The following is a 21,640-nucleotide window of genomic DNA, read 5'->3' on the forward strand; positions in this document are numbered from 1 at the left end:
CCAAACTTAGCTGCCAGCACGGTGGTGATGGCCGCCGTCAAGGTGGTCTTGCCGTGATCGACGTGGCCAATGGTGCCGACGTTAACGTGCGGCTTGGTACGTGCGAATTTTTCTTTTCCCATTATCAATTCTCCAAAGAGCTAATTCCCGTGTACAGGTTTAATGTTTGCACGATGTTGCTGATTCGCCCCGCACGGGAACAGGGCGGCACACCGTCGCAGACAGCTTGAAATTACTTCGCCCGGGCAGCCATGATGGCTTCAGACACATTACGCGGCGCTTCCGAGTAATGCTTGAATTCCATCGTGTAGGTGGCACGCCCTTGCGACATGGAGCGCAAAGTCGTCGAATATCCGAACATCTCGGACAACGGCACTTCGGCTTTGATCGCCTTGCCGCCGCCAACCATGTCTTCCATACCCTGCACCATGCCGCGACGTGACGCCAAATCGCCCATCACATTGCCGGCGTAGTCTTCCGGTGTTTCAACTTCCACGGCCATCATGGGCTCCAGGATCACGGGGCCGGCCTTGCGGCAGCCTTCCTTGAATCCGAAAATGGCGGCCATCTTAAATGCCATTTCGTTCGAGTCAACGTCGTGGTAGGAACCGAAGTGCAAAGTCACCTTGACGTCGACAACCGGGTAACCCGCCAGTACGCCTTGCGTAACTGCTTCGTGGATACCTTTTTCAACCGCCGGGATGTATTCGCGGGGCACCGTGCCACCCTTGATCGCATCGACGAACTCAATGCCCTTGCCAGGTTCATTGGGCTCGATCTTCAACACCACGTGACCGTACTGGCCCTTGCCGCCGGACTGGCGCACAAACTTGCCTTCAGCGTCTTCCACCGTCTTGCGAATGGTTTCGCGGTAGGACACTTGCGGCTTGCCGACGTTGGCTTCCACGCCAAACTCACGCTTCATGCGGTCAACAATAATTTCCAAGTGCAACTCGCCCATACCAGCGATCAGGGTCTGGCCCGACTCTTCGTCGGTCTTGACGCGGAAAGATGGATCTTCCTGCGCCAAACGCTGCAAAGCAATACCCATTTTTTCCTGATCAACCTTGGTCTTGGGTTCCACGGCCTGGGTAATCACCGGCTCCGGGAACACCATGCGCTCCAACATCACGATGGCCGATGGATCGCACAGGGTTTCACCCGTGGTCACATCTTTCAAACCAATACAGGCAGCGATGTCACCGGCGACGATTTCACTAACTTCTTCGCGGTTGTTGGCGTGCATTTGCACGATACGACCGATGCGTTCTTTCTTGCCGCGAATCGGGTTATAGACGGTATCGCCTTTTTGCAGCACGCCGGAATAGACGCGCACAAAGGTCAACTGACCCACAAACGGGTCCGTCATCAGTTTGAATGCCAGGGCCGAGAACTTCTCTTTATCGTCTGCTTTACGCACCACTGGATTTTCATCTTCGTCCATACCCTTGACCGGAGGAATATCCACCGGCGACGGCATGAATTCAATCACGGCATCCAGCATGCGCTGCACGCCTTTGTTCTTGAACGCAGAGCCGCAAAACATAGGCTGGATCTCGCTGGCGATCGTGCGCGTGCGAATACCAAACTTGATCTCGTCTTCAGTCAAGTCACCTTCTTCAAGGTACTTGTTCATCAACTCTTCGGACGCTTCGGCAGCGGCCTCGACCATTTTTTCACGCCATTCCTTGGCGCTTTCCACTAGGTCAGCAGGAATCTCGCGGTACTCAAACTTCATGCCTTGTGAAGCCTCATCCCAAATGATGGCCCGCATTTTGATCAGGTCAACCACGCCAGTGAAGCTTTCTTCTGCGCCGATTGGAATCACCATAGGAACAGGGCTGGCCTTCAAGCGCAACTTCATCTGATCCACAACCTTGAAGAAGTTGGCACCCGTACGGTCCATCTTGTTCACAAAGGCCAACCGAGGCACTTTGTACTTGTTAGCCTGACGCCAAACGGTTTCCGACTGGGGCTGCACGCCACCCACAGCACAGTACACCATGCAAGCACCATCCAGCACGCGCATCGAGCGCTCGACTTCAATCGTGAAGTCCACGTGTCCCGGGGTATCAATGATGTTGATACGGTGCTCAGGCAGGGACTTATCCATCCCCGTCCAGAAACAGGTAGTGGCAGCGGAGGTAATCGTGATGCCACGCTCTTGCTCCTGCTCCATCCAGTCCATGGTGGCCGCACCGTCGTGCACTTCACCAATCTTGTGGCTCACGCCAGTATAAAAAAGCACGCGCTCGGTCGTGGTGGTTTTACCAGCGTCAATGTGAGCCGAAATGCCAATATTGCGATAGCGCTCAATGGGGGTATGGCGAGCCATGATGGATCCTTGGTTGATCTATATCTTCAATTCGCTACCCGCACAACGCGGGGTAGCGAGCGGCTTTCAATTCAGGTGCAGCCCGAAGGCCGCGCAACAAGCGCGGCGAAGGGCCGAGACGACGAATGAAAGCCGCGTTGTAGCCGTCTTAGAAACGGAAGTGGGAGAAAGCCTTGTTGGCTTCTGCCATGCGGTGAACTTCGTCACGCTTTTTCATGGCACCGCCACGACCTTCGGTGGCTTCCATCAACTCGTTAGCCAAGCGCAATGCCATGGATTTTTCACCACGCTTGCGCGCAGCTTCTTTAATCCAACGCATGGACAGAGCCAAACGGCGGACCGGGCGCACCTCAACAGGCACCTGGTAGTTAGCACCACCGACTCGGCGAGACTTCACTTCAACCATAGGCTTGACATTGTTGATCGCCATGGTGAAGGCTTCAACCGGGTCTTTGCCGGGGTTCTTCTTTTCGATCTGCTCAAGTGCACCGTAAATGATGCGCTCGGCAACCGCTTTTTTGCCGCCTTCCATGATCACGTTCATGAATTTAGACAGCTCGACATTGCCGAACTTAGGATCCGGCAGGATTTCACGTTTAGGGACTTCGCGACGACGTGGCATTTTTTCACCTCTTAATTGCTTCAGTTGGCATCAAAATTTGACACCGCAAAAACCATTCTGGTTTTCACTTACTCGACCCAACAACGGGTCACTACGTTGATTCACCGCGCCACGCGGGAAACAACACCTGTTTTTTTCGACCAAGCGAAAAGCTTATTTGGCCTTTGGCTTCTTCGCACCGTACTTGGAGCGCGACTGCTTGCGATCTTTCACGCCTTGCAAATCGAGCGAACCACGCACAATGTGGTAACGCACACCAGGCAGATCCTTGACACGACCGCCGCGAACCAGCACGACACTGTGTTCCTGCAGGTTGTGGCCTTCGCCGCCGATGTAGGAAATAACTTCAAACCCATTGGTCAGGCGCACTTTGGCGACTTTACGCAGAGCCGAGTTAGGTTTTTTGGGCGTTGTGGTGTACACACGGGTGCACACACCACGACGCTGTGGAGAGTTTTGCATCGCGGGGCTTTTTGACTTGATCGTTTCGACCTCGCGCCCCTGACGTACTAATTGATTGATGGTTGGCACTTATGCCTCCTAATGATGAAACGTCCCTAAACGTTTGGTAACTAAAAAACTTCGAAAACGTGAAACCCTTCGGAAATTCCGAAAAGCCCTCGACTATAGCAGGACAAGGGTTTGCCCGCAATCATTTAATCCACAGCCGAACCGCATCCCAGGCTCGGCCCAGCACACCGGCCTGCTCAACCGCTTCCAGCGCAAGCAAAGGCACATCCGCCAGGGTCTGCTCTCCGCTGGTGACTTTCAGCGTTGCCAATTGCTGCCCTTTGGTAAAGGGAGCCACCAGTGGATCGGGACGAACCACTTGCGTCTTGAGCTTAGCTGCGCTGCCCGTAGGGACGGCTATGACGATGGCCTGCGGGCGACCCAGCTTGACCGTCGACTCCTTGCCTTTCCAGACCGCAGGGGACACGACGGCCTGGTTGGCATCAAACAGCTTGACCGCCTCATAGGCGGTGTAGCCCCAGTTCAGCAGCTTCTGGGACTCATTCGCACGAGAATTCTCGCTGGCGGCACCCAACACAATGGACAGGAGACGACGGCTTCCCGTCGCGCCTGGCGAACCAGCCACAGCACCCTGTGTACCCAGGCTCGCGAAGTCACGCTTGGCCGTGGCGATAAGGCAATAGCCGGCGGCATCGGTATGCCCGGTTTTTAAACCGTCCACCGACGGATCGCGAAACAAAAGCAGGTTCCGGTTGCTGCCGTTGGCCGCCGGAGTGCCCTGATAACGGTAGTTTTTTATGGCGTAGTAGGCGACGTAGTCCGGAAAATCGTGCATCAGGCGGGTGGACAAAATGCTGAGATCACGTGCGGTGGTGGTGTGGCCGGGCTCGGTCAGGCCCTCCGGGTTTTTGTAGCTGGTGGACTTCATCCCCAGGGCCTTGGCCTGCTCGTTCATGAGCTGCACAAAACGCTCCGCTGTGCCGCCCACGCCTTCCGCCAGTGCCATGGTGGCGTCATTGCCGCTTTGCACAATCATGCCTTTGATCAAATCCTCCACCGGCACCATCATTTTGGGGTCGATGAACATGCGCGAACCCGGCATCTTCCAGGCGCGCAAACTGACGGGCAGCGTCTGCTTGATATCCAGTTTCTTGCTGCGCAAGGCATCAAAAACCAGATAGGCCGACATCAGCTTGGTCAGTGACGCAGGCTCCACCGCAACATCAATGTCTTTTTCCGCCAGCATCTGGTTGGCCGTGACATCAAACAGAAGGTAAGAGCGTGCCGCAATCTCAGGCGCTTGTGGCGTTTGTGCGGCGGCCGAGAAACACACGGCGGCGGCAAGCGTGGCAAGAAGTTTTTTCATAAGGATGTAGTGTTTCCGTCGATCTGGCGACCGAACTGGAAATGATTAGACTGCTATAAAAATAATAGCTTTATGCGCTTATTTCTCGGGGACTAGAGGCCAAAAAAGCTTAACGCCCAATGCTTGCGGGAATGAGCAGGCGCTCGACCACTTTCCCATTTTTCAGGTGCGACTCCACAATTTCGTCAATATCCTCGTTGTCCACGAAGGTGTACCAGACCGCCTCCGGGTAAACCACCGCCACCGGGCCGGCGGCACAGCGGTCCAGACAGCCGGCCTTGTTGACGCGAACCTTGCCCGGGCCGGACAAGCCTGCGTCCTTGACCTGGGTTTTGCACCGATCAAAACCCTCTTGTGCCCGATGGAGGGCACAGCATTCCTCGCCATTCCTCCGCTCATTGAGGCAAAAGAAGATATGCCGCTCGTAATAGGAAGTCCCAGTCCGGTCGTCAGGACCGGCGTCCGCTTGGTCGTCGCATTGTGTTTCAGTCATGGGGGGAGATTCTAGTTTTTTGGCTCCTGGCCCCAGGCCCGCGTGAACACATAGACCACCGCGGCATAGGGCCACAGCCAACCGAGCCATTGCGCGAGACCGTGAAAACGGATAAAACGACCCTGTTCCCAGGTGGCCAATGTTTGCTCGAAATAAGGGCTGGCGGGCACCTGATTGAGCAGGCTGAGGTAAATCCCCAGCGCCAGCAACACCAAGCCAGCACTCACACGCGATGGCACCCAGAGCAGCGAAGCCGCCAGCACCAGCGCCGTCACCAATCCGGCTTTCACCGGCAGGCCAAACCATGCCCAGGCATGCTCCGGCCCGTAACTCAGGGCCGCTGACAGGGCCGTCGACCCGATGCCGAGGGCAAACAGCAGCAACAGGAACTGGATTCGCCGCCCGACCGAGCGGATGATGCAAAAGCCAATCAGACAGGGGATCAGCACGCCCAGCATGACACACACCAGCTCGACGCCGGGCACCAAAGGCTGCAGTTCAATGTCCCGCACCGGCAACCAGTCCAGAAATGGCGTGTCCTGCAGAGCATCGGCCACTGCCGCCTCCAGCCGCTCCATCACCTGTCCAAGCCCGAACGGCACTGTCGCCGGAAACAGCAAGGCCATCGGCCACAGGGCCAGCAACACAAGCCCCCCGCGCGCCTCTGCCACAAACCAGCGCGCCCTGAAACGGCTCCAGTGGTCGATAACGCCGAGTTTTTCCAGCGCCCAAGCCAGTAAGGCCCCTATCCATGCCCCTAGCACATTGAGCCCCAAGTCCACATTGGACGGCACACGGGCGGGTAAATAGTTTTGCAGCGACTCCATCGTCAGTGACAGCACGCCGGCCACCAGGGTTGCCAGGCCGACGGCGAAACGCGCTCGACCGGTACGCAAGGCACTGAGCGCCAGCAAAAACCCGACTGGCACATAACCCAGCGCATTGGACGCCACATCAAAGCCGGTCCAGTATTTGGGCAAAGGGCTGCTCAAAAAGGCCCACGGCACGATGCCCTGATAGCGCCACTCGGCAAACGGATACAGACTGGCGTAAACAATGAGCCCTATGTAGACCAGGGCCAGGGGCCACGCCGACGTCTTGTGCATCTGCGCCGTCACGTCAGAACGGCTTGACGACCACCAAGATCACCGCCACCAACAGCAGCAGCACTGGCACCTCGTTGAACCAGCGGTACCAGATATGGCTTCGCTGACCGTCCCCGCGCATAAACTTTTTCAGCATCACGCTGCAGGCGTGGTGGTAACCCAGGGCCAGGACTACCACCAACAACTTGGCATGCAGCCAGCCATTGCCCGGGCCACGCCCAATACCGTAGCCCAGCCACAACCAGAGTCCCAAGCCGACGGCGGGCACCGCCAACATCGTGGAAAAGCGCAGAAGTTTGCGAGCCATCAGCAGCAAGCGTTCACGCTCGGCGACCGACTCCGGCGGCACCATGGCCAAATTGACAAAGATACGCGGCAGGTAAAACAAACCGGCAAACCAACTGGCAACAAAAACAATGTGAAGCGACTTGATCCAGAGCATGAGGCAGTTTAGGGCAAAAAAAAACCCCAGCACGTGGGCTGGGGTGGTAAGCCTATTTGCTGTCACACATCAAGGCCCCGCTCAGGGAGGAAAAGCGGGAGGCAGCGAACTGCCCACGCGTAATTTAGCAAACTTGACCCGTCCTTACAAGCTTTTCGATGAAATATTGTGTGGTCAGCTTGTAAAAACCATTCACCCATTACACTTTTCGCCATGACAACGCATGCTCCCTTCCCCTTGGGTCGTCCCCGGCGCTTGCGCCGCGACACGTTCACACGCAATCTGGTCCGTGAAAACATCCTCACTGCCCATGACTTGATTTACCCGGTTTTTGTTGTTGACGGAAAACAACAGCGCGAGCGTATTGCCTCCATGCCGGGGGTTGAACGGCTGAGCCTGGACCTGCTGTTGCCAGTCGCCGAGGAGTGCGTCAAGCTCGGTATTCCGGTCATGGCCTTGTTCCCGGTGATCGATCCGGCGCTGAAAACACCGGACGGGCGGGAAGCACTGAATCCGGAAGGCCTGGTGCCGCGCGTGGTACAGGCCTTGAAGAAGGAATTTCCCGATCTGGGCGTCATGACGGATGTGGCGCTGGACCCGTTCACCAGCCATGGACAAGACGGGCTGCCCGACCCGAACCCGGCAGAAAATGGCTACATCATGAACGACGCCACCATCGAAGTGCTGGTGAAACAGGCCCTGACCCAGGCCGGCGCGGGGGTCGATATCGTGGCCCCCAGCGACATGATGGATGGCCGCATTGGCGCCATCCGCCAGGCGCTAGAAGCGAATCACTTCATCCACACCCGCATCATGGCCTATAGCGCCAAGTACGCCAGCGCCTTTTACGGCCCGTTCCGCGACGCGGTCGGCTCCGCCGCCAACTTGGGAAAAAGCAATAAAAACCAGTACCAGATGGACCCAGGCAACTCCGATGAAGCGCTGCGCGAAGTGGCCATGGACATTGCCGAGGGCGCGGACATGGTGATGGTCAAGCCCGGCATGCCCTACCTTGACGTGGTGCGCCGCGTCAAGGACGAGTTCAAAGTGCCCACCTTCGCCTACCAGGTCAGCGGCGAATACGCCATGCTCAAGGCTGCAGCCCTCAACGGCTGGCTCGACCACGACGCCGTCATGATGGAAAGCCTGCTGGCGTTCAAGCGCGCCGGGGCCGATGGCGTGCTCACCTATTTCGCACTGGATGCGGCCCGATTGCTTCAAAATAAATAGCATCTTGCGCAATACGGACAAGGGCTAGAGGCCAATTTCTTATATAAATCGGTACAAAAGAAACCCCATGCGGATATTCACCGTCAACGGCAGCAGCGTCGCCGAGTCCGATGCGCAAACCCCGCTGGACAAGCTGCGGCTGCCGGAAGCCGGCTACCTGTGGATCGCCTGCGGGCGCCGCGAGTTCGAGGTCATGCAGGCGCAGATTCAGGCCGCCTTGCAGTCGCTGTGTGGCATGCAGCTGGTTGATCTGCACATATCCGACCTGCTGAGCAACCAGTTGCCCTCGCATTACGACTACACCTCACAGTACGACATTCTGGTGTTCCGCCGCCTGGCGGCCGGCAGCACCGAGACCGATTTGGCACAGCCCGGCCTGCCGCTGCACCGTTTGCCGGCGCGCGGCGGCCCGCCCATTCTGCGACGCATCGACACCAGCCCGGTCGGGTTTGCCGTGTTCGATCACATCCTGCTGACCGTGCATCCCACCGATTGCGGGGTGCGAGACGCCTACGCGGCCAAGCTGCTGAGTGCCGCGTCCGCAGCATCGCACGCGGCCGGGGCTCGGCTGCCCGGCAGCCCGGCGGACCTGATGATGCGCATCGTCAACCACATGGTGGACGGCTATCTGGAACTGCGGCGCGAACTCACGCACCAGCTTGACCACTGGCAGACGGAACTGTTGAAGCCGAGGACGCGCTTCAACAATTGGGGCGCCCTGCTGGATGCCCGGCTGACCTTGCACCATCTGGACGAGATCTGCGAAGACCAGCGCTCCGCCGTGCAGGACTGGGTCGAGGCGATCAAAACCTGGCCCGATGCCGAGACGCCCACCGGTCAGCGTGAACACGAGTTACTGCATGTGCGCAGCCGCGATGTGCTGGAGCATATTGAGCGTGTCGTGCATCACGTGCGGCGGCTGGAACAAAGTGCCGAGACTGCGGTTCAGATGCACTTCAACGCGCAAAGCCACCGCACCAACGAGATCATGCGCACGCTGACGGTGCTCACCGCCATCTTTTTGCCCTTGAACCTGATCGCCGGCATCTTCGGCATGAACTTCGACTTCATTCCCCTGTTGCACCAGTCCAATGGCTTCTGGTTTGCCATGGTCTTGATGCTGCTGACAGCGGTCGGGCTGGTGGTGTTTTTCTGGCGTAAGCGCTATCTGGAGCACTCGGGGCGCTGACCTGCCAGGCAAGCCTAGCGTCCGGGGCCCCGGACGTTGTTGACGACCTGATCCAGGCCGTGTTTTTTGAGCTTGGTATACAGGGTGCTCTTCGCAATGCCAAGGTGCTTGGCCACCAGGGTCAGGTTTCCTTGGCACGCTTCGATGGTCTCGCGGATAACTTCCCGCCCTGACTCTTCCAGACTTCCCCTGGATGCGAACGATCGTTCAGCCCCCGTCACACCACCGGCAACGCCCGGTGCGGCAATTTCAGGGGGCAGGTCATTCAAACCCAATGACGGTCCATCATTCAGCAGAAACATGCTCTCGACGACATTGCGCAACTCACGCACATTGCCCGGCCACGCATAATTTTCCAGGGCGGTTATGAGCTCGGGCTCGATCTGCTTGACGGGAACGCCGTACGGCTCGGCAAACTTCCCGAGGAAGTGTTCCGCCAACGTCCGAATATCCTCTGGCCGCTCCCTGAGCGGTGGAATAGGAATGCTCGTTACCGAAACCCGGTAAAAAAGGTCCATGCGGAACTGCCCTGCAGCCACCGCGTCCCGCAAATTCCTATTGGTCGCGGCGATCAGTTTGATGCTGATTTTTCGGGGCGTGGTTTCACCGATTCGGTAAATTTCCCCTTCCTCCAGCACACGCAAGAAGTGCGGCTGCAACTCCAACGGCATTTCACCGAGCTCGTCGAGAAACAGCGTGCCGCCATTGGCGGCCTCGACCTTGCCCACCATGCCACCCCGGCGCGCCCCGGTGAAGGCGCCCTCGCAATAACCAAAGAGTTCGCTGGCCAGCAGGTCCTTGGACAGACCACCGCAGTTGACGGCCACAAAAGGATGATCCGCCGTGGGCCCGGCGTGATGGATCCCCTGTGCAAAGTTTTCCTTGCCAACCCCGGTCTCGCCCAACAGCAGCACCGGCACATTGGTTTTTGCCAGCAGCCTGGCCTTTTGCACGGCTTGCGTCAAAACCGGGCTGCGACCCACAATGCCCGCGAAACCCCGTGTGTCCTCGGCCATTGCCGCATTCGTGGCTTTTTCTTTCTTGGAAAAATGGAATGCCACGCCTGACTGCGGCAAGCCGGGTATGGTCAACAGACTGCCGATCCGCTCCCCCGCCTCCATGATGGGTTCGACCCAATCGGTGCGCAACCATTCGGGCGCATCCACGCGCGTCGAGCCCGCGAACACCCCCATCCGCAGGGCCGGGATCTGGGTCGTGTTTTTGAGATCGAAATTGATGCCGCGCGCGCTCAGCGCCGTGGCGGCCCGCTCGTTGACCTTGATCGGATAACCGCGACGATCGCAAATAATGATGCCGTCGGTCGGGCTGGCCATTTTTGCCATGCCACGCTCCAGCAATTGGTAGCGGAAGTCCATCTCCAGTTTCGCCAACTGGCTCTCAATCCGGCTGGCCGTCGTGACCGCCAGGGCCAGACTGTGAGGACCGAAGGTCTTGCCCAAACCGGACACATCGACGGCCCCCAAAATCTTGCCGTCATAGGGATCGCGGATGACGGCCGCCGAACACGTCCACTGCTTGATGCCGGCACAAAAATGCTCGGCCGCATGAATCTGCACCGGCAGGCCGACGGACAAGGCGGTTCCGATCGCATTGGTGCCGCAAATCTGCTCGCTCCAACTGCTACCCACAATGAGGTGAATATCTTCAGCCGCGCCCAGGGCGCGAGGGTCCCCTTCGACGCTCAGAATCATGCCGCCCGGATCGGTCAGGATCATGATTGTTTCGGTTTCGGCCAGAAAATCCCGGGCCATCGCCATCACCGGTTTGCCGGCGGTGAGCAACTCCCGATGCTGGTGCTGCAAGGACGTGAGCGCCGCCTCATCGACGGGGGACGGCGCCTGCTGCCGGGTGGGGTCCACCTGCACGTCCAGGCAGCGCCGCCAGGAGTCATCGATCAGGCAGCGCAAGGCGTTGGGCGCCGGCGCCTGCCCACTGAGAAACCGCTCCCAGGTGGCCATGATCGTGCGGTTGTTTTCGGGATTGGACAGGCGTCGGTTTAGCTCGTTGGCAATCATGTTGTCTCCTGCTGGCGATAGGCCGTATTCCAGCGCTGCCACGCTGCTGCCATCTGCCCCTGATCGCGTACGGTGGCTTCTTAAAAAAAGGTTTTACTTGGCAATATAGCCGCGCCCGTCAGCCCGGGATACGCTCCAAAACCCTTGCTTGCGCGCGCACGATACAGGTGCTAACAGATGTCGCCTTCAGTTACGGAATGCGTCCCGGCCTTGGTCGCCGAACGACGTTCGATTTCCGAACGTTTTCAAGGCGACCGTCCGAAAAACAAACGCCCGAGCCGGCCATCGGCCACGTTTAAATCCAGCTGTTTCTTTACCTCTTTTCATTGGGGAAAACGATTTTTCCGGGCTCACTTTCAGGCACTGGCATGCCCGTTGCAATAAGGGCTAGGCGATCAACTTTTATTTGATGGCTGGATCAGCAAATCATTAACCCATTGAGGAGACAGACACTTATGCAAGCTCTACATTCACCCGTGCAGGTGATGGGCATCGATGCCGGCGGCACGATGACCGACACCTTCTTTGTGCGAGAGGACGGCTCCTTTGTCGTCGGCAAAGCACAGAGTAATCCTGGGGATGAATCCCAGGCCATTTACGAGTCGTCGATCGACGCGCTCGCCGAATGGAAGCTCAAGGTTGACGATGTTTTTCCGGAACTCTTGACCTGCGTCTATTCGGGTACCGCCATGCTGAACCGCGTGGTGCAACGTAAAGGCCTGGACGTCGGCCTGATGTGCAACCGGGGCTTCGAAGACATCCATTCGATGGGTCGCGCGGCGCAAAGCTACCTCGGTTATGCGCTGGAAGAACGCATCCATTTGAACTGTCACCGTTACGATGACCCGCTGGTGCCCCTGTCGCGCACACGCGGCGTCACCGAGCGCACCGACGTCCAGGGCCAGGTTGTGATTCCGCTGCGCGAAGAGGAAGTGCGCGTCGCCACCCGCGAGCTGGTGGCGCGCGGCTCCAAGGCGATCGTGATCAGTCTGCTGCAGTCGCACAAGAACGAAAAGAGTGAGTTACGGGCCCGTGATATCTGCCGCGAGGAATTGATCAAAATTGGCGCGAACATCCCGGTCTTCGCCACCGTCGACTACTACCCGTCGCGCAAGGAAAGTCACCGCACCAACACGACGATTCTGGAAGCCTACGCCGCGGAGCCTTCACGCGAAACCTTGAAAAAAGTCAGCGACCGTTTCAAGAAACACGGCGCCAAGTTCGACTTGCGCGTGATGGCCACCCATGGCGGCACCATCGGCTGGAAAGCCAAGGAGCTGGCGCGCACCATCGTCTCCGGCCCCATCGGCGGCGTGATCGGCTCCAAATTCCTGGGCGAAAAACTCGGTTACGAAAACATCGCCTGCAGCGATATTGGCGGCACCAGTTTCGACATGGCGATCATCACCAAGGGCAACTTCGCCATCCAGTCCGATCCGGACATGGCGCGCCTGTTGCTGTCCCTGCCGCTGGTGGCCATGGATTCGGTGGGCGCGGGTGCCGGCAGCTTCATCCGCATCGACCCCTACAGCAAAGCCATCAAACTCGGGCCCGACAGCGCCGGTTATCGCGTCGGCATGTGTTGGGCCGACAGTGGTCTCGACACGGTGTCCGTTTCCGATTGTCACGTCGTATTGGGTTACCTGAACCCGGACAACTTCCTGGGCGGCGCCATCAAGCTCGACGTCAACCGGGCGCGCAAATACCTGAAGGAACAAATTGCCGATCCACTCGGCTTGACGGTCGAAGATGCGGCGGCCGGCGTGATCGAGCTGCTCGATTTGAACCTGCGTGAATACATGCGTTCCGTCATCAGCGCCAAGGGCTACAACCCGGCCGACTTTGTCTGCTTCTCGTATGGCGGCGCAGGTCCGGTCCACACCTACGGCTACACCGAAGGACTCGGTTTCAAGGACGTGGTGGTGCCCGCCTGGGCGGCCGGTTTTTCGGCCTTCGGTTGCGCCTGCGCCGAATACGAATACCGCTACGACAAGAGTGTCGATATCGGTGTCGGCCCGAAAGCCACCGATGCAGAAAAAGTGCAGGCCTGCCAAACCCTGACCGAAGCCTGGGCCGAGCTGAGCGAAAAAGTCATCGAGGAATTCATCATCAACGGCTTCAAGCCGGAAGATGTCTTGCTGCGCCCGGGCTATCGCATGCAGTTCATGGGCCAGCTGAACGACCTCGAAATCAACTCCCCCATCACGCAGGCCTCCACCTTGGCGGACTGGGACAAGATGGTCCACGCCTTTGACCAGACCTACGCCCGCGTCTATGCCAGCTCTGCCAGTTCACCCGAACTGGGTTTTGGTGTGACCGGCGCCATCATGCGCGGCAGTGTGATTTCCTCCAAACCGGAACTGCCTGAGGAAGAAGACGCAGGTCCGATTCCGCCCAAAGCCGCGCATATCGGCAGCCGTCCGTTCTACCGCCACAAAAAATGGCAGGACGCGCAAATCTGGTCGATGGAAGCGCTCAAGGCGGGCAACCGCGTGGTCGGGCCCGCCATTGTCGAGTCACCGTCCACCACCTTCATCGTGCCCTTGGGGTTCGAAACCTATTGCGACAAACACCGTTTGTTCCATCTTAAAGAAGTGAAATAAGGAGATCCATCATGAATATGCTTTCAAGAAAAGAAATTGGTTTGCCTGATTTGCTGGGCAACGGCAAGACCCTCAAAGAGCATCGCGACGAGGTGCTGGAACGGACCAAAAGCACGGGCTTCTACAACGGCCTGGAAAAGCTGGAGTTCAAGGAATCCGACCCGATCACCTACGAAAAGCTGTTCTCCAGAATTCGCGGCGGCCTGGTGCATGCCCGCGAGACCGCGAAGAAGATTGCAGCCTCGCCCATCGTGGAGCAAGAAGGCGAGTTGTGCTTCACGCTGTACAACGCGGCCGGTGACTGCATCCTGACCTCGACCGGCATCATCATCCACGTTGGCACCATGGGCGCTGCGATCAAATACATGATCGAAAACGCCTGGGAGATGAACCCCGGCATCAACCCGGGCGACATGTTCACCAACAACGACTGCTCCATCGGCAATGTCCATCCCTGCGATATCGCCACCATCGTTCCTATCTTCTGGGACGGCAAGCTGATCGGCTGGGTCGGCGGCGTCACGCACGTCATTGACCTGGGTGCCATGACACCCGGTTCGATGTCAACCGGGCAGGTCTCGCGCTTCGGCGACGGCTTGCAGGTGACCTGTCGCAAGACCGGCATCAACGACACCCCACTGCGCGACTGGTTGCACGAGAGCCAGCGCAATGTGCGCACCACCAAGTACTGGATTCTGGACGAGCGCACGCGCATTGCCGGCTGCCACATGATCCGCAAGCTGGTGGAAGAAGTGCTGGAAGCCGAAGGCATTGAGAACTACACCAAGTTTGCCCACGAGATCATCGAAGAAGGTCGGCGCGGCCTGCAGGCACGGCTGAAAGCCATGACGGTTCCGGGCGTCTATCGCCGGGTCGCTTTTGTCGACATTCCGTATGACCATCCCGACATGAGCCTGGCGTCCGAGTTCGGCAAGATGAACAGCATCATGCATGCGCCGTGTGAAATGACGATCCGCCCGGATGCCACCTGGCGGCTCAATTTTGAGGGCGCCAGCCGCTGGGGCTGGCACAGCTTCAACGCCAATCAGGTGGCCTTCACCAGCGGTATCTGGGTCATGCTGACGCAGACGCTGGTGCCCACGGCGCGCATCAACGACGGTGCCTACTACGCCACCGAATTCAAGTTGCCCAAAGGCACCTGGATGAATCCGGATGACCGGCGCACCGCGCATGCTTACGCTTGGCACTTCCTGGTCTCCGGCTGGAGCGGCATCTGGCGCGGCATGAGCCAGTCCTACTTTGCGCGCGGCTACCTGGAGGAAGTCAATGCCGGCAATGCCAACACCTCCAACTGGCTGCAGGGCGGTGGTATCAACCAGGATGGCGAAGCCCATGCGGTCAACAGCTTTGAGCCCGCCGCCTGCGGCACCGGCGCCTGCGCCATCAAGGATGGCCTCAACCACGCGGCGGCGGTGTGGAATCCCGAAGGCGACATGGGTGACATCGAGATCTGGGAAATGGCGGAGCCGCTCCTGTACATGGGGCGCAACGTCAAGACCAATTCGGGCGGTTACGGCAAGTTCCGCGGCGGCTGTGGCTTTGAGACCCTGCGCATGGTCTGGAAGGCACAGGACTGGAGCATGTATTTCATGGGCAATGGCTACATGAACAGTGACTGGGGTCTGATGGGCGGTTACCCGTCGGCGACCGGCTACCGTTTTGAAGCGCACAAGACCGATCTCGAAGCCCGTATCAAGGAAGGCTTGTCGCTGCCTCTCGGCGCCGACCGCAATCCGGAAGATACCGAGTACGAACGTCACATCAGCGCGACGTCCAAGGTCAAGCGGGATCAGCAGTGCACCACGACGGAAGCGATCTTTGAAAACCACGATCTGTATTTGAACTACATGCGCGGTGGTCCCGGCTTTGGCGATCCGCTGGACCGTGATTGCGCCTCGGTTGAAAACGATCTCAACAACCGCTTCGTCTTGCCCGAGTACGCGGAGAAGGTCTACGGCGTCGTGCTGTCGCAGGACAAGGATGAGGTCTGGAAGGTCAACGAGGCCAAGACGGCGGCACGCCGCAAGGCCGTGCGCAAGGAGCGCATTTCCCGCGCCGTGCCGACACGCGAATGGATGAAGGAAGAGCGCGCCCGGATTTTGACCAAACACGCCACGGTGCAGGTGCGTCACATGTTTGCCACCAGCTTTGACCTCAGCGCCAAGTTCAAGAACGAGTTCAAGGCATTCTGGGAACTGCCCGCTGATTGGGAGCTGCCCGAGTCCGAGTTGGGCGTTCCTTCCTTCGGTTCCAAGTACCGGATGGACCTGTCGAAGTTGCCCGATGTCCGCACCGTGACCTTGGTCGAAGAGTGATTTGAAGTCGGGGCCTGGCCCCGGCTAACCTAACTTATTGGAGATACAAAATGTCAGTCTATACACAAGAGCAAGTGAACTACCTGGTGGAAGGCAAGCTGGACTGGGAAACCACCATGCGCATGCTGTCCATGCCGAAAGACGATGACCGTTTCCGCATGTATTTGAATACGCTGCAGTCCAAGGTGACGTGGGATGACAAGATCATTCTGCCGATCAGCCTGCACCTGTACGTCGCGCAAAACAAGACCAGCAAGCAATGGGTGACCAAATGCAGTTGCGGCCACGAGTTTGGCGACTACCGCAAGAACTGGAAGCTGGAAGCGCTGGTGTATGTGCGTGATACACCGGAAGCGATGCACGAGGTCTATCCCAAGCTGATGGCGCCGGACACCAACTGGCAGGTGTACCGCGAGTACTACTGCCCGGAATGCGGCACCATGCATGACGTCGAGGCGCCCACGCCCTGGTACCCGGTGATTCATGAATTTGAGCCGGACATCGAAGCGTTCTACACGGATTGGGTGCACCTGCCGCTGCCGGAAAAAGCCAACTAACTAAATCACCTCGGGAGCCCGGTTTTCCATCGGGCTCCTGATGATGAAGGTGATTCAATCAACCCCAGCGCGGGTGTGAAAGCCAGTATGAATATTGCAGCCTTGCTCGAAAAATCAGCGATTCAACACGGTGACCGGCCCGCGCTCACCGTGCACGATCAGGTCCACGCCAGCTACCGCGAGTTTGCGCAGTCCGTCAGGGCCATGGCCTTCAGCTTGCGCCATCGCCTGGACTTGAAGACGGGCGACCGAGTCGCCATCGCGATGAGCAACCGGCCCGAGTTTTTTGAAACCTTGTTTGCCATCTGGCATGCCGGATTGATCGGCGTGCCTCTCAACGCCAAACTGCACAGCAAGGAGTTTGAATACATTCTTTCCGACGCCCAGGCCCGCCTGTGTTTCGCCAGCCCGGATCTGATGGCGTCCCTCGCCCATCTGCCGGCTCAGATGACTGAGCTGGAGCGGGTGATCGCCACCGACAGCGCGGACTACCGTGCGCTGATGATGGATGACGAGCTCGCTATGACCGATGTGTCGCCGACCGACCCGGCCTGGTTGTTTTACACCAGTGGCACGACCGGCCGCCCGAAAGGGGCGACGCTGACCCACCGCAATCTGCTGGCCATGACGCTGAGTTATTTTTCCGACATCGACCCGATTGATGCCGACGACAGCATCATCCACGCGGCGCCGATGTCGCACGGCTCCGGGCTTTATGGCTTGCCGCATATCGCAAAAGGGGCTAACAACGTGGTGCCCGCCAATGCCCATTTCGACCCGGCTGAAATCTGGCAGCTGGTGACGCTGCACCGCGGCGTCACGATGTTTGCCGCGCCGACCATGGTCAAGCGCCTGACCGAAAACGCGCCAGCCACCATCCCGGCGCATCTCAAGACGATCATTTATGGCGGCGCCCCGATGTACCGCGCCGACCTGGAGCGAGCGCTGGAGGTGATCGGGCCGCGTCTGGTGCAGATTTATGGCCAGGGCGAAAGCCCGATGACGATCACCGCGCTGTCCAGAAAAGACCACGCCGACCGACACCATCCGCGCTACCAGGATCGGCTCGGATCGGTCGGGTTGCCGCGCACCGACGTGGAGGTACGCATTGTGGACAGTGACGGCGTACCGCTGGCGCCAGGCGAGATGGGGGAAATCACGGTACGTGGCGACGTGGTGATGGCCGGCTACTGGAACAAGCCGCAGGCCACGGACGCCGCCTTGCGGGACGGCTGGCTGCACACGGGCGATATGGGATGCTTTGATGCCGACGGTTTTGTCACCCTGATGGACCGCTCCAAGGATCTGATCATCAGCGGTGGCAGCAATATCTATCCGCGTGAGATCGAAGAAATCCTGCTGCGCCATCCTGCTGTGATCCAGGTTTCCGTGGTCGGAACGCCCGATCCGGAATGGGGCGAGGAAGTCGTGGCCCTGGTCGTGCTGGCGCCGGGCGCCTCCACTTGCGCCGAGGCGCTGGATGCTCTGTGTCTGGCAAATATTGCGCGCTTCAAACGGCCCAAGCGCTACCACTTTGTCGACGCCCTGCCCACGAACAACTATGGCAAGGTGCTCAAGACCGAGCTGCGCGAACTGCTCAGCCAGCTGGACACCACAGCCCACTAAACCCATGTTTCAAATATTTCCACGGGACGATTTCCCGTTCATTTTTTAACCCTAACGAAAGCATTTCATGTCTGACGAAAACCTGCAACCCACATTCCAAATTCAACGCGTGTACCTGAAGGGCTTGTCGCTGGAGCAACCCAACTCCCCTGCCATCTTTCTGGAACCCGCCTCCCCCACCATCGAGGTGGCCGTGTCGACGGTGGCCGAGAAGCAGGACGAGCACATTTTCGAGAGCACCGTGACCATCACTGTCACCGCGAAGATCAAGGACAAGGTGGCCTTTCTGGTGGAGGCCAAGCAGGCCGGTATTTTTGAGGTGCGCAATATCCCGCCAGAGCAGCTGGATGCCCTGCTTGGCATCGGCTGCCCCAACATCGTCTATCCCTACTTGCGCGCCAATATGGCGGACATCATTACCCGCGCCGGCTTCCCGCCGGTGCATTTGTCGGAAATCAATTTTGAAGTGTTTTACCGGCAGCAACAAAAATCAACGGCGGCCCAGCCGCAAGAGACCATGTTTGCCTAAAGGGGCGACTGCGCTCGCCAGGTCGTCTCCGCCGTCGAGCTGGCGACGTTGCCAATTACTATAAAAACAATAGCTTCTTACGCAGGAAGTACAAGGGCTAGAGGCCGAAAACCTATATAAAACTGCGGCGTCACAGGTTCTTACGCCAAATGCTGGGTCAAGAAGGCCAGCGTGCGTTCACGCGCCAGCGCGGCGGCGGTGGCGTCATAGGCGCTGCGATGGTCGCAGTTGAAGCCATGGCTCGCCGGGTACAGGTGCACCTGCACGTCAGGGTGCGCGTGTTTGAAAGCCTCCACGCCCGCCAGCGGGATCGAGGGGTCCTGACTGGCGAAATGCGCCAGCACCGGGCAGCGTGGCGTGCGCGCCACTTCGACGGCGCCGGTCATGCCGCCACCGTAATAAGGCACGGCCGCACTCACCCCTGACAGCGTGCAGGCGGCGCGCCAGACCAGCAAGCCGCCCCAGCAATAGCCGACCAGGCCGACCTTGGCCGCCCCATTTGCTTGGGCGGCGTAATCGATGGCAGTTTGTATGTCCGGCAGCACGCCGGGTGGGGGCAAGCCTTCCACGGCGGCTTTCAAAGCCACGCCTGCCGCCACATCGTCCGGGGTGTAACCGAGTTCAACGCCCGGTTTGACACGGTGAAAAGTGGCCGGGGCCACCGCCAGATAGCCGTCTGCGGCAAAGCCTTCCACCACCGCGCGGATATGCGCATTGACCCCAAAAATTTCCTGCAGTACAACCACCGCCCCTTTGGCCGGCCCGGCCGGGCGCGCCTCGTAAGCCGGAAAAATGAAGCCATCGGCCGCCGTCAATTCAATGTAATTCGCCATGTGTTTGCCTCTTGAAGTTATGTTGACTCTGGAATTCCCATCATATGAGCCCTGCGCAATATGGTTGATCCGGGGGGCCGATTGTGCTTATCGCGGCTACCATGAACCCCGCTCAAGCGTCTGTTTTTGCACCGATTTTTTGACCTTGCAGGAAGCACCATGAACCCAACTCTTCTGATCACCGGCGGCTCGCGCGGCATTGGCGCGGCCACCGCCCTGCTGGCCGCGCAACGCGGTTATGCCGTGGCCGTCAACTACACCGCCAACTCCCTGGCGGCGGACGAGGTGGTGCGGCAGATTCGCGCCAGTGGCGGCAAGGCCATCGCGGTGCAGGCCGACGTCGGCGTGGAAGCGCAGGTGATGGCAATGTTCGGCACCATCGACGCCAAGCTGGGGCCGCTGACCGCCCTGGTCAACAACGCCGGCGTGGTCGACGTGGCGGCCCGTGTCGATGAAATGAGCGTGGCGCGGCTCAGGCGCATGTTCGACATCAACGTGCTGGGCAGCTTTTTGTGCGCGCGTGAGGCTGTCAAGCGCATGAGCACGCGCCATGGCGGCGCGGGTGGTGCGATTGTCAATGTGTCCAGCGTGGCCGCGCGCCTGGGTGGCGCCGGCCAGTATGTCGACTACGCCGCCAGCAAGGGGGCTATCGACACCTTCACCGTGGGACTGGCCAAGGAAGTCGCGCTGGAGGGCATTCGCGTCAATGCCGTGCGGCCCGGCATTATTGAGACCGACATCCACGCCTCCGGTGGTCAGCCGGACCGGGCCCGCCAGATGGCACCGCTGGTGCCGATGCAGCGCGCCGGCAGTGCGCTGGAGGTGGCACAGGCGATCATCTGGCTACTCTCAAACGAGTCCAGCTACAGCACCGGGGCGCTGCTGGATGTGGCGGGCGGCCGCTAGCGCACGCGGCGGCCAGCTTGGCGCTTGCTCACCCCTGGTCATCGAGAAATGCCGCCACCTCCCGCAGCACCTGCGCGTCCTGGAGAATGCGCCGGTGCCCGAGCCCCTCAGTCGCCAGCAGCCGCGCACCGGCGATGGCCTGGCTGTAGGCCACGCCATCGGCAAAGCGGTTGATGCTGTCTTGCCGGTCGTGCACCACCAGCGTGGGCTGGTGAATGCGCGGGCCCACGGCGGCGGGTTCGAACTGCGGCATCAAAATGCCTTCGCGCGCTTCCATGCGCCGCTGCATGGCCGCGCGCGTGACTTCACTGAGGCCAAATACATGGGCAAAAAGCCGGGTGTACTCCAGCGGCGAAGCCGGTGGCGCCAGCAGCACCAGCCGGCGGGTGGCCAGGCCCCGGCTGACCGCATAGGCGCCGGCATTGGCCGCCAGCGAGTGCGCCACCACCGCGCGCAGCGTGTGGCCTTGCTGCAGCAGCCGCGCGCTCACGTACTCCAGCGCGCGGGCAAACTGCGGCAGATTGCTGGTCGCGCCCTGGCTGCGGCCGTGCGCGGGCATTTCAACCATGACCGGCTGCAGGCCACGCGCGCTCAGCGCGTCGGCCAGCGCCAGCATCTGGCCGGCGTGCCCGCCCCAGCCATGCGCCAGCAACACCACCGGTCTTTGCGCGGCGAGCGGGCGCGAGTACAGCGTCAGGCTGGTGTTTTCAAACGGCCAGGCTTCCATCTGCCAGTCGGGGCTCCAGCTTCTGCGGCGGTGCAGCCACTTGGGCGGCAGCGGTGTGCCAAACAGCCGGTAGGCTGCGCGCACGGCCAGCGCTGGCCAGACGTGCTGCGAGGCACCCAACCCCCAGCGGAAGACCCGCGTGATGGGGCTGGCGTTGTAATAGGCCGAGGTGGCCTGCAGGGATGTGCGTGTCATGGCGTCTTTCGTTTTCCACGTGTCAGTACCAAATCCAG

19 protein-coding genes are annotated in these 21,640 nt (G+C 59.5%); 8 read left to right on the top strand and 11 right to left on the bottom strand.

Annotated features, from left to right (window positions below; genetic code table 11):
• The 8 genes from C5P05_RS04415 to C5P05_RS04450 all read right to left on the bottom strand — a co-directional run.
• The coding region (locus tag C5P05_RS04415) for a GTP-binding protein (protein ID WP_232834345.1) at positions 1-122 on the bottom strand (122 nt) is incomplete at its 3' end.
• Between the two features lie 110 nt (positions 123-232).
• Positions 233-2,335 (bottom strand): elongation factor G, encoded by a 2,103-nt coding sequence (fusA, locus tag C5P05_RS04420; RefSeq protein ID WP_114968650.1) that lies wholly within the window; start codon positions 2,333-2,335, stop codon positions 233-235.
• Positions 2,336-2,483: 148 nt separating this feature from the next.
• Positions 2,484-2,957, bottom strand: coding sequence for a 30S ribosomal protein S7 (gene rpsG, locus C5P05_RS04425; protein WP_114968651.1), 474 nt, complete (start codon positions 2,955-2,957; stop codon positions 2,484-2,486).
• 153 nt (positions 2,958-3,110) lie between these two features.
• On the bottom strand, positions 3,111-3,488 hold the full coding sequence (gene rpsL, locus C5P05_RS04430) for a 30S ribosomal protein S12 (RefSeq protein WP_011466063.1): 378 nt from the start codon (positions 3,486-3,488) through the stop codon (positions 3,111-3,113).
• 121 nt (positions 3,489-3,609) lie between these two features.
• Positions 3,610-4,794: a D-alanyl-D-alanine carboxypeptidase family protein gene (locus tag C5P05_RS04435; protein ID WP_114968652.1), complete on the bottom strand. Its 1,185-nt coding sequence runs from the start codon at positions 4,792-4,794 to the stop codon at positions 3,610-3,612.
• A 109-nt stretch (positions 4,795-4,903) separates the two neighbouring features.
• Positions 4,904-5,287, bottom strand: a complete 384-nt coding sequence (locus C5P05_RS04440) for a (2Fe-2S) ferredoxin domain-containing protein (protein ID WP_232834343.1) — start codon at positions 5,285-5,287, stop codon at positions 4,904-4,906.
• An 11-nt stretch (positions 5,288-5,298) separates the two neighbouring features.
• A complete protein-coding gene (locus C5P05_RS04445) occupies positions 5,299-6,393 on the bottom strand; it encodes a VanZ family protein (protein WP_114968695.1) in 1,095 nt (364 codons plus the stop codon).
• Positions 6,394-6,406: 13 nt separating this feature from the next.
• Positions 6,407-6,835 carry a CopD family protein gene (locus tag C5P05_RS04450; RefSeq protein ID WP_114968696.1) on the bottom strand — a complete coding sequence of 143 codons (429 nt, stop codon included), beginning with the start codon at positions 6,833-6,835 and terminating at the stop codon, positions 6,407-6,409.
• A 213-nt stretch (positions 6,836-7,048) separates the two neighbouring features.
• On the opposite strand from C5P05_RS04450, the gene hemB reads away from it, so the two are divergent.
• Positions 7,049-8,065 (top strand): porphobilinogen synthase, encoded by a 1,017-nt coding sequence (hemB, locus tag C5P05_RS04455; protein WP_114968653.1) that lies wholly within the window; start codon positions 7,049-7,051, stop codon positions 8,063-8,065.
• Between the two features lie 67 nt (positions 8,066-8,132).
• Positions 8,133-9,254 carry a magnesium transporter CorA family protein gene (locus C5P05_RS04460; protein ID WP_114968654.1) on the top strand — a complete coding sequence of 374 codons (1,122 nt, stop codon included), beginning with the start codon at positions 8,133-8,135 and terminating at the stop codon, positions 9,252-9,254.
• 14 nt (positions 9,255-9,268) lie between these two features.
• Here the strand turns inward: C5P05_RS04460 and C5P05_RS04465 are convergent, their stop codons facing one another.
• Positions 9,269-11,290: a sigma-54-dependent Fis family transcriptional regulator gene (locus tag C5P05_RS04465; protein WP_114968655.1), complete on the bottom strand. Its 2,022-nt coding sequence runs from the start codon at positions 11,288-11,290 to the stop codon at positions 9,269-9,271.
• A gap of 455 nt (positions 11,291-11,745) precedes the next feature.
• Here C5P05_RS04465 and C5P05_RS04470 point away from each other — a divergent pair, with 455 nt between their 5' ends.
• The 5 genes from C5P05_RS04470 (at position 11,746) to secB (ending at position 18,941) form a co-directional block, all read left to right on the top strand.
• The gene (locus C5P05_RS04470; protein ID WP_114968656.1) at positions 11,746-13,893 is read left to right on the top strand and encodes a hydantoinase/oxoprolinase family protein; all 2,148 of its coding nucleotides are present in this window, start codon (positions 11,746-11,748) and stop codon (positions 13,891-13,893) included.
• Positions 13,894-13,904: 11 nt separating this feature from the next.
• Positions 13,905-16,229, top strand: a complete 2,325-nt coding sequence (locus C5P05_RS04475) for a hydantoinase B/oxoprolinase family protein (protein ID WP_114968657.1) — start codon at positions 13,905-13,907, stop codon at positions 16,227-16,229.
• A gap of 50 nt (positions 16,230-16,279) precedes the next feature.
• Complete coding sequence (locus C5P05_RS04480) at positions 16,280-16,786, top strand: acetone carboxylase subunit gamma (protein ID WP_114968658.1); 507 nt, start codon at positions 16,280-16,282, stop codon at positions 16,784-16,786.
• An 87-nt stretch (positions 16,787-16,873) separates the two neighbouring features.
• Positions 16,874-18,412, top strand: a complete 1,539-nt coding sequence (locus C5P05_RS04485; protein WP_114968659.1) for an AMP-binding protein — start codon at positions 16,874-16,876, stop codon at positions 18,410-18,412.
• 67 nt (positions 18,413-18,479) lie between these two features.
• Positions 18,480-18,941, top strand: coding sequence for a protein-export chaperone SecB (secB, locus tag C5P05_RS04490; RefSeq protein WP_114968660.1), 462 nt, complete (start codon positions 18,480-18,482; stop codon positions 18,939-18,941).
• 140 nt (positions 18,942-19,081) lie between these two features.
• Here the strand turns inward: secB and C5P05_RS04495 are convergent, their stop codons facing one another.
• Positions 19,082-19,774 carry a dienelactone hydrolase family protein gene (locus tag C5P05_RS04495; RefSeq protein ID WP_114968661.1) on the bottom strand — a complete coding sequence of 231 codons (693 nt, stop codon included), beginning with the start codon at positions 19,772-19,774 and terminating at the stop codon, positions 19,082-19,084.
• Between the two features lie 159 nt (positions 19,775-19,933).
• On the opposite strand from C5P05_RS04495, the gene C5P05_RS04500 reads away from it, so the two are divergent.
• Positions 19,934-20,680, top strand: a complete 747-nt coding sequence (locus C5P05_RS04500) for an SDR family oxidoreductase (RefSeq protein WP_114968662.1) — start codon at positions 19,934-19,936, stop codon at positions 20,678-20,680.
• 28 nt (positions 20,681-20,708) lie between these two features.
• Here the strand turns inward: C5P05_RS04500 and C5P05_RS04505 are convergent, their stop codons facing one another.
• Complete coding sequence (locus C5P05_RS04505; protein ID WP_114968663.1) at positions 20,709-21,602, bottom strand: alpha/beta hydrolase; 894 nt, start codon at positions 21,600-21,602, stop codon at positions 20,709-20,711.
• Positions 21,603-21,640: the final 38 nt, after the last annotated feature.

The sequence above is a fragment of the Rhodoferax ferrireducens genome (assembly GCF_003347515.1).
Lineage (GTDB): Bacteria > Pseudomonadota > Gammaproteobacteria > Burkholderiales > Burkholderiaceae_C > Rhodoferax.

Excerpts from the sequence above, each read along its gene's own strand:
- fusA (WP_114968650.1), bottom strand. The coding sequence starts at position 2,335 with ATGGCTCGCCATACCCCCATTGAGCGCTATCGCAATATTGGCATTTCG.
- rpsG (WP_114968651.1), bottom strand. The coding sequence starts at position 2,957 with ATGCCACGTCGTCGCGAAGTCCCTAAACGTGAAATCCTGCCGGATCCT.
- C5P05_RS04435 (WP_114968652.1), bottom strand. The coding sequence starts at position 4,794 with ATGAAAAAACTTCTTGCCACGCTTGCCGCCGCCGTGTGTTTCTCGGCC.
- C5P05_RS04440 (WP_232834343.1), bottom strand. The coding sequence starts at position 5,287 with ATGACTGAAACACAATGCGACGACCAAGCGGACGCCGGTCCTGACGAC.
- C5P05_RS04445 (WP_114968695.1), bottom strand. The coding sequence starts at position 6,393 with ATGCACAAGACGTCGGCGTGGCCCCTGGCCCTGGTCTACATAGGGCTC.
- C5P05_RS04450 (WP_114968696.1), bottom strand. The coding sequence starts at position 6,835 with ATGCTCTGGATCAAGTCGCTTCACATTGTTTTTGTTGCCAGTTGGTTT.
- hemB (WP_114968653.1), top strand. The coding sequence starts at position 7,049 with ATGACAACGCATGCTCCCTTCCCCTTGGGTCGTCCCCGGCGCTTGCGC.
- C5P05_RS04460 (WP_114968654.1), top strand. The coding sequence starts at position 8,133 with ATGCGGATATTCACCGTCAACGGCAGCAGCGTCGCCGAGTCCGATGCG.
- C5P05_RS04465 (WP_114968655.1), bottom strand. The coding sequence starts at position 11,290 with ATGATTGCCAACGAGCTAAACCGACGCCTGTCCAATCCCGAAAACAAC.
- C5P05_RS04470 (WP_114968656.1), top strand. The coding sequence starts at position 11,746 with ATGCAAGCTCTACATTCACCCGTGCAGGTGATGGGCATCGATGCCGGC.
- C5P05_RS04475 (WP_114968657.1), top strand. The coding sequence starts at position 13,905 with ATGAATATGCTTTCAAGAAAAGAAATTGGTTTGCCTGATTTGCTGGGC.
- C5P05_RS04480 (WP_114968658.1), top strand. The coding sequence starts at position 16,280 with ATGTCAGTCTATACACAAGAGCAAGTGAACTACCTGGTGGAAGGCAAG.
- C5P05_RS04485 (WP_114968659.1), top strand. The coding sequence starts at position 16,874 with ATGAATATTGCAGCCTTGCTCGAAAAATCAGCGATTCAACACGGTGAC.
- secB (WP_114968660.1), top strand. The coding sequence starts at position 18,480 with ATGTCTGACGAAAACCTGCAACCCACATTCCAAATTCAACGCGTGTAC.
- C5P05_RS04495 (WP_114968661.1), bottom strand. The coding sequence starts at position 19,774 with ATGGCGAATTACATTGAATTGACGGCGGCCGATGGCTTCATTTTTCCG.
- C5P05_RS04500 (WP_114968662.1), top strand. The coding sequence starts at position 19,934 with ATGAACCCAACTCTTCTGATCACCGGCGGCTCGCGCGGCATTGGCGCG.
- C5P05_RS04505 (WP_114968663.1), bottom strand. The coding sequence starts at position 21,602 with ATGACACGCACATCCCTGCAGGCCACCTCGGCCTATTACAACGCCAGC.